Annotated in this window: 6 protein-coding genes and 2 pseudogenes; 5 read left to right on the top strand and 3 right to left on the bottom strand. The window is 41.7% G+C overall.

Going from position 1 to position 7,353, the window contains the following annotated elements; all coding sequences use genetic code 11:
- The first annotated feature begins 294 nt into the window (after window positions 1-294).
- Both NHN17_RS25090 and NHN17_RS25085 read left to right on the top strand, forming a co-directional pair.
- Complete coding sequence (locus tag NHN17_RS25090; protein WP_255045405.1) at window positions 295-615, top strand: hypothetical protein; 321 nt, start codon at window positions 295-297, stop codon at window positions 613-615.
- A gap of 393 nt (window positions 616-1,008) precedes the next feature.
- Entirely contained in the window at window positions 1,009-1,161 is a 153-nt protein-coding gene (locus NHN17_RS25085) for a hypothetical protein (RefSeq protein WP_255045404.1), read from the top strand.
- Between the two features lie 223 nt (window positions 1,162-1,384).
- Here NHN17_RS25085 and NHN17_RS25080 read toward each other — a convergent pair whose 3' ends face one another.
- Window positions 1,385-2,197, bottom strand: coding sequence for a hypothetical protein (locus NHN17_RS25080; protein WP_255045403.1), 813 nt, complete (start codon window positions 2,195-2,197; stop codon window positions 1,385-1,387).
- Window positions 2,198-2,876: 679 nt separating this feature from the next.
- On the opposite strand from NHN17_RS25080, the gene NHN17_RS25075 reads away from it, so the two are divergent.
- Both NHN17_RS25075 and NHN17_RS25070 read left to right on the top strand, forming a co-directional pair.
- Window positions 2,877-3,476: a tyrosine-type recombinase/integrase gene (locus NHN17_RS25075; protein WP_255045402.1), complete on the top strand. Its 600-nt coding sequence runs from the start codon at window positions 2,877-2,879 to the stop codon at window positions 3,474-3,476.
- A gap of 571 nt (window positions 3,477-4,047) precedes the next feature.
- Complete coding sequence (locus NHN17_RS25070; protein ID WP_255045401.1) at window positions 4,048-4,386, top strand: helix-turn-helix domain-containing protein; 339 nt, start codon at window positions 4,048-4,050, stop codon at window positions 4,384-4,386.
- A gap of 62 nt (window positions 4,387-4,448) precedes the next feature.
- Here the strand turns inward: NHN17_RS25070 and NHN17_RS25065 are convergent.
- Window positions 4,449-4,652 (bottom strand): annotated as a pseudogene (locus NHN17_RS25065) (IS110 family transposase); the annotation flags it as partial.
- A 50-nt stretch (window positions 4,653-4,702) separates the two neighbouring features.
- Between NHN17_RS25065 and NHN17_RS25060 the strand changes: the two are divergent.
- A pseudogene (locus NHN17_RS25060) lies at window positions 4,703-4,879 on the top strand (transposase domain-containing protein); the annotation flags it as partial.
- A gap of 52 nt (window positions 4,880-4,931) precedes the next feature.
- On the opposite strand, the gene NHN17_RS25055 reads toward NHN17_RS25060, so the two are convergent.
- The gene (locus NHN17_RS25055) at window positions 4,932-6,674 is read right to left on the bottom strand and encodes a solute:sodium symporter family transporter (RefSeq protein ID WP_255045400.1); all 1,743 of its coding nucleotides are present in this window, start codon (window positions 6,672-6,674) and stop codon (window positions 4,932-4,934) included.
- Window positions 6,675-7,353: the final 679 nt, after the last annotated feature.

Raw genomic sequence — 7,353 nt, 5'->3', positions numbered from 1 at the left:
ATTTATTGAGCGTGAGATCTACAGATACTAGTTAAACATGTAGGTATCATGAGCTGGTCGTAGGTTTAGTGGGGCAGTAGTAATATTTGAAGTACTGTACGCCAAATAGGTGGGACTTCAAACTAATTGATGGGTAATAAATGAAAATTAAGCTAAACAAACTGAAATATACGTCATATTCAATAGATAGAGCTTAAATATCTAAATTGTGAATTCAAATGTGGATAAAAAATTTTTTTTCGCATATATATAACTCTACTAATTATGGTTTAACATTTCTCTTTTGGAGTGCGTATGGCCACAGTCATTAAAATGATTAACCCTAACACAAAAATAGCAAAAGATGGATTATATGGTTTTAGCTGGACATCGTTTTTTTTCTCTGGAATACCGGCTATTACACGTGGAGATATAGGTCTTGGGCTAGGTGTGCTTGTTGCAACTATTATATTCACTTTATTCTCATTTGGCTTATTATATTTTGTCGTAAACATCATATTTGCTTTTGTTTACAACAAAAACTACACTCAGCGCCTCATTGAGCGAGGATTTGTTTTTGCAGAGGATGGTGCTAACGCTGATAGGGCGAGACAGTCGCTTGGTATGGTTTCTTAATTGAGAGAGCGAAAAAGTTGGTGAGATTGAACTGCCTTCAATAATTTGGGGGAGGTTCAATTTCACTCGCGAGATTAAAAGTATTCTTGTCAATAAGGTTCTATCTGTATTTTCCTCTCAACATTTATCCCAATAACATTTAAAATGAAGTACGCTAAATCTGGTATTATCTCAAACCTCTTACCTCGGTGATACTGTCATTCTGGCTGAAAGGTAAAGAGCGAGTTAGCATAGGACTCAAAAAAACTTACTAGAAAAGCCTCATAAAACTTAACTGAGTGAACGTCACATTGATAGACACTTGTTAAAATTTTCTATTTAATTTAATTACTCATATAAATAGTAAAAATATGCAACAATGGAAGTGTTCCCCAACTTGTATGGAAGTCATTTATGCCTAAACAGTATTTTTTAATGAATGCTCTGTTTGCTAATCCATTATTGGCGCAATCTACGCCACGCTATGAAAAATCGATACCCGGCTTGATTATACTTACACCGTCGAGCTACTCCCCTATGGGAAGTGCTTTTTTGCTTGCAAAATAATGAGCTTGTTCTTTAAGGTAGTGAGAACAACCTCTGCCGAGGCGGAAGTATGATTTTACCATTACTTTGAACATTTACCGGCCAAAAGAAAGAGGGTGATCTTGACACCCATAAGTGCTAGCCGGAAAAAGAGCCAGTACCCTGTAATGATCATGGAGGAAGACAGACCCTTTTCCATACTCCGAAAAAGGGGATAATAAACTAAAGATAATAGTCTTATCTGTTAGGCTTTTGCTTCTATAGTTTCTGGTTGACCTTCTACTCCTAGATTGCCTAAATGAACTTTAATTATCTCACTTAGCTCGCCGTTGTTATCATTGACGTAGGTACGCATTACATGTTCGATATTATCAACCGCCTCTGAAGGCGTTGCTAGATTATTTCTCATCCACTCTTTTAAGAGAATGTTCATTTCAGCTGTAAACTTTTCCGTAAGATCTTCGTTTTTATCAGATACCTTACAGTCGCCGTGATTAGATATAATGCTCATAAAGTCATTATTGAATAATTTCGGGTCAGATTTAAATGACCTGACAACCTCAATAAGCATCAAAGCACATTTTTCTTTTGTATCTAAGCTACTGAATGACCGTGATAAAGTGAAGGATGGTTTTATCAGTTCATCTTTGAATCTTTGTAACAGATAGGCTCCGCCAAACTTTCTATGATGCTCTTGAGCCATGTTGTCAGCGCCAACACTGAGCACTACAGCACGGGAATTAAAGGATACCTCCCCGTTATCTTTGCTGTAATTCTCGACAATTTGTTTAACCGACTTAAATGACAGTTCTTCTTCTGGTATATAGCTGTTGCTTGCAAACTTTAGCTCCTCCTCAAGCTTATCTTCGTGTTGTTTTTTACCTTTGTAGGCAAAATAAAGAATTATCGGTGTGAAGATTGGTAATAGAATCATGCAAAAAATCGCGGAAATAATAATTACTTTCCTTTTCTTATATCTATTTTCGATCACTATAGCTGAGATCCCAGATGCTAATCCGAGCATGAAAATGATTATAGGAGCTAGGTACTCACTCATGTTTTAACTTCCTTGTATTAAAATTATGAATACAAATCCATTCTTTCACTTGTTTTGCTTTAAAGACACAAAGGGGGTCACATTTCTAGTATTATGTAGAAATAATTAATAAAAAATGACTTTGATTGATGTTTTGGATATGTAGAATATTCAGCGCAAGGAGTCGGTATTAAGCTGTTATTAAAGGTTATTGTCTAGAGTGCTGGAATACCCCAGAATGTTTTTCTCGCAAAGTTATGCTGAAGGACAAACGTCCTCTTCCCCAGATACAATTAGGCTGCAAGCGCATAGAATTCGTCCCAAACAGATAAGCCACCAGGGTTGTCAAGCTGTCCACTTCAATCATCGATCACAGCTCTATGCCAGCAAGTAGCATTAATGCACTATAACTTTTAGCTAGAAAAATAAGGCACCTAATCTAAACGACTCAATTAGGTTTGCTGGGCAATACCAAGCCAATGCAACTAAAGGTTTGGTAAAGCAACACGACACCGCCTCAATTCATTTAGCGTAAATGTTACACTGTCACCCATGCGCTATAACTTTCTTGCCTACCCCTAAGCATCAAAAGTACATAATGGTGCTTAGCCAGACCAGTAAAAACAGCAGGTCAGTTTGACTTTTCCACCCCTAAGCACCAAAATAACAAGAAAATACAAATTGATGCTTAGGGAGTTTCATGGCGGGAGTATCGGCGTTAACGCTGGCTGAGTGCGAATGGGTAGGCCGGTTACTGGAGAAACACCGCAGTGACCGGGTTTTCTCTGATATCTGGCAATTTGGCCTGAATATCCCCTTCCGTATCTCTGACCTGCTCCAATTACGGCTGCACGACTGTGTGACCAAAGAGCGGGATGATGAGGGGGTGCTTAGGGACGTGATCCGCGTGGTTGAGATCAAGACATCCAAGAGCCAGAAGGCCGTCGTGAATGGGGCCGCCTGGGAGATCATAAACCGCCGCCGCCAAGCGCATCCCGGCGATGTGTATTTGTTCCAGAGCCACAGCAACCGGGCAGGAAGCAAACAAAAACCTATCAATCGGTCATCGGTTTATAAGGCTTTTTCAGAAATGGGCGAGATCATCGGGGGGCGGAAGATAGGCTGTCATACCACCCGAAAATCCCGCGGCAAGGCGATGTATGATCAGGGAATACCGATTGAGAAGATATGCAGCGTCCTGAACCACAGTTCGCCGGCTGTCACCATGAAGTATATTGGGATCGAGCAACGGGACGTGGATAAAACCTACGAGCTCGAAATTAGAACGCAAACCCTTTAAAATTAAGGCGTTTTAAGGTTATGGCATTAAGAAACCAAGAAAGTTACAACGCAAGGGTGACAGGGTAACATTCACGCTAAATGAATTGAGCCTGCGTCGTTTGCGGCGTAGCTTTACCAAACCAGGCTGAGTCATCCTTCGCTTTAGTTGCATTGGTATTGCCCAGCAAACCTAATTGAGTTGTTCAGAGTGGCTGCTCTATGCTAGTTAATACAAAGTTATAGTGCGTTAACACGATTGGAGTACTAGAACGGTTATTTATGAGGGTTTCCTATCACAATAGCACCCAATCCTCACGGACCAGCACTAACATCGAGTTTTCTGGTACAACGACCTATGAACCCATGCTTTGCACCAAGATGGTATTTCCGACAGCACTATTAGTGCGATGAGCAATGAAAGGTCTGCCATATACAGTGGTGTCTAGCGAAGTTAATAGCATTTATCGACATGCTTTACTTTTAAGTAAATGAATTAAAAACATTTCCCAATATACGAAACATTATTTCCCATATTTTGGCATGGTTGCTGTAGAAGAAATATTAATGTTGAACCAGAAGGTGGTTGAGGGATGGTAAATATCAGCTCACAAGAGCGTAACTTGTTTCTCCTCGTTCTCATCTCCGAGGCTCTCCAACCTTTAACCGCTGGGGACTTACTGAAATTAAGCGGTTTTTCCAAGAGCACTTTGTATCGTCAGCTCAACTATCTGAAACACTGGGGATTGCTGAGTGAATATAACGGCCGTTTTTATTCCGGACCCGTAACGTTATCTCTAGGGCAAGCGTTACTGCGAAGCATGTTGTCAGAAGGGCTGGAGCAACTGAAGACGATAGGTTGCACTGCAGAATTGCTCTTGCCATCAAGCCCTGATACCGATCGGAAGGAAAGTGGCGACCGGAAAAGTTGATTGTCATAATGCTAAAGGTAATGAGTGCTGATGGATATCCTAACTCAGCACTCCTGTTTGCGACAAAACCCAGCTTCGTAACATATCAAGATATTATTATATTTACTCAAAAGCTTTTTCATGAAGCGATTGATAGAGTTTGGGTCGTTATTGATATTCCCCCAGAACCTAACCTCGCCAAGTCGTTCTGGTGAAGCGATAGCAACAGCGATGATATCTTTATGCACATCGAGACCAACATATACTGAATGATACTCAAGAATCATGATAGTGCTCCTATTAGTGTGGTGCGGGACTTAGTAAAGGTCATATCATCTGGCTGTTCGCCGATACCCCGAAAGGTGCAGAAGCCAGTGCCATGCTCTACAGCATCATCGAAACCGCTAAAGCTAATGGACTAATCCTGTTCGACTATCTGGTTAAGTGTATGAAAGAGTTAGCTCATCCAGAACCTGACCTTGACTCTTTACTTCCATGGAACTTCACTCATTAATACTCGCCCCGTGGGATCATGGGGCGGATACGAAAGGCTGGCCTCATTGTCGCTAACTTTCTGATGTAGCGACAACGTTCTGTGGCTTGTGCCAAAGCTTGGCAATTAAATAGTCGATAGCGAATACACAAGCGATTGAGACAGCAACTATACGCAGTATGTTGATAGGAATATCTTCAACAGGTGCGGCTAGCCCGATTGGAGACGCTAAGGCATAGGTAGCAACAACGAGCGTTAAGGCACTGATGCACCCTATACGAAGGTACTTCCAGTTTTCCAGTGGTACTGGTGGCTCTTTATCACTGGTATTTGCAGCTTCGGCTACGCTCTCATCACCCGGGTATAGGTAAGTGAGTACGGCAATTAACATAGCGCCTAGTACAAAGCACAGAGCATTGGTGTGTAAGAAGTGAATATCCCAACCTGTGATTACAAACTTGAAGATCAGATATAGGCAGATGTATAAAACTGCGCCAGGGATAGCCGTTTTTGCTGTTGCCTTTTTCAGTGCCAATCCTGCTAGGATCAGGAGCAACATTGGAATGGCAAATAGCGCAGCAAACTCCTGCATAAACATGAAGAGTCCATCGGGAGCATACTGAACCAGTGGCGCAACGATAGCAACAAATAGGATCAGCAGCGAGCCAAACACCTTGCCAGCAAATACCGTTCGGTCTTGACCACTTTTCTTAGACTTGATCAGAGGCTGATAGATATTAATTGAGAATATGGTTGAGCAGGAGTTGACGGTTGAGTTAAAGGTCGAGATGACCGCGCCAAATACAATTGCGCCAAAAAAGCCTAACAAATAATCTGGCAGTAAGCGATTTACTAGCAGAGGGTAGGCCTCATCGGCTTTGATGCCTTCATTGCCATATAGGTGATACGCAGCAATGCCCGGCACCACCAAAAACAGAATACTGACAACCTTCATTACTGCAGCAAATAGAATGCCTTTTTGGCCTTCAGCTAGCGACCTAGCGCCAATTGCTCGTTGAATGTATACTTGGTTTGCACAGCAAAAATAGACATTTAAGAGAATCATACCTGTGAAAATGACCGACAGTGGCATATTGGTTGTCTCTGGAGAGACGGCATTGAACTTGTCGGGCTCTCTGGTGATTAGCTCTACCGTACCTGCAATTACGCTATTATCGCCAAGGGCTTTAAGCGCCAAAAATAAGATAAGAATACTGCCGATGAAAAAGCCAATACCGTTGATAAAGTCGGATACGACTACTGCCTTTAATCCCCCCAAGATGGCGTAAACCCCACCAATAATGGTAATTAAGATGATGGTTAAAATGAGGGAGTAGTCATCACTGATGTTAAGCAAGGCAGAAACATCAAACATCTTACTTAGACCTAATGCACCTGCATAAACGACCGTGGGTAAAACGACGACTGCCATGTTGATCAATATACAAAAAGAGAAGACGTTACGCGCCACAGGGCCGAAGCGTTTCTCTAGATATTGAGGTATGGTGGTAATACGTGTTTTGATGAAAAATGGCAAGAAGAAGCAAACCATAATTACAGCGCCAATCGCTAAGGTTACTGTCCATGTCATATTAGACAGGCCATAATTAAACCCTTGTGCATTTAGCCCTATTAATTGAGCTGCTGACCAGTTGGTGAGCAGCACAGAAAAACCAATTGACATACCAGACAAGCTTCGCCCGCCCAAGAAGAACCCTTCATTGGTACTGAGGTCTTCTTTTCTTGTTATGAGCCATGAAACAATCGCCACCATCGCAGTGAAGATGGTGAACGAGATAATCGTCCAAGTATTCATTTTACTGTCCTTTTAAGTTTTACGAGCGGTAAGATTTAGCTTTTCCTTATGGAAGTCTGATTCTTTGAGACCTTGAAGATAGCTTCTTTAAGTCCTTCTACCCTAAGGTATACAGCTCATAGTTTGTGCACCTTTAAATATCAGCCGTAATCGTGAGTTTCTCGGCTAATCCTTTAAAGTGCCGGATATCGACCTCACAAATTGAAAGTAATTGGAACTCATGAGTAAGCAAGTCATGCTTCCCATGAGTAACTCAAAAGTGGCTAAGCCCTGCTAACGAATGGGCTTGGGAATGATGTCAGAATAAAGAAGCCACTGCATGGGGTAGTGGCTAGGAAATATAAATTATCCACTACACGTCGGTGGGATAACTTTTTGGCTAATAATGCCACAAATCTTGAGTAGCTCATTCTTCGGTTTTGTCGCAAACAGGAGTGCTGAGTTAGGATATCCATCAGCACTCATTACCTTTAGCATTACCTGATTACCACTAGTACTCAGCCCTGTTAACTATACTGATGACAAGTCAGTTCATGAGGCAATTATCAGGTTGTGTCGCAAACAGGAGTGCTGAGTTAGGATATCCGTCAGCACTCATTACGTTTAGCATTATGACTATCAACTTTTCCGGTCGCCATTTTCCTTCCGACATCATCCTCCTCGTTGTGCGCTATTACGT

Origin of the sequence: Photobacterium pectinilyticum (assembly GCF_024357955.1) — a bacterium.
Classification (GTDB): domain Bacteria; phylum Pseudomonadota; class Gammaproteobacteria; order Enterobacterales; family Vibrionaceae; genus Photobacterium; species Photobacterium pectinilyticum.
The sequence above is the reverse complement of the archived record's forward strand: the minus strand, read 5'-3'. Positions and strand labels throughout refer to the sequence as shown.

Coding starts and splice junctions, on each gene's coding strand:
- NHN17_RS25090 (WP_255045405.1), top strand. CDS start 295: ATGGCCACAGTCATTAAAATGATTAACCCTAACACAAAAATAGCAAAA.
- NHN17_RS25085 (WP_255045404.1), top strand. CDS start 1,009: ATGCCTAAACAGTATTTTTTAATGAATGCTCTGTTTGCTAATCCATTA.
- NHN17_RS25080 (WP_255045403.1), bottom strand. CDS start 2,197: ATGAGTGAGTACCTAGCTCCTATAATCATTTTCATGCTCGGATTAGCA.
- NHN17_RS25075 (WP_255045402.1), top strand. CDS start 2,877: ATGGCGGGAGTATCGGCGTTAACGCTGGCTGAGTGCGAATGGGTAGGC.
- NHN17_RS25070 (WP_255045401.1), top strand. CDS start 4,048: ATGGTAAATATCAGCTCACAAGAGCGTAACTTGTTTCTCCTCGTTCTC.
- NHN17_RS25055 (WP_255045400.1), bottom strand. CDS start 6,674: ATGAATACTTGGACGATTATCTCGTTCACCATCTTCACTGCGATGGTG.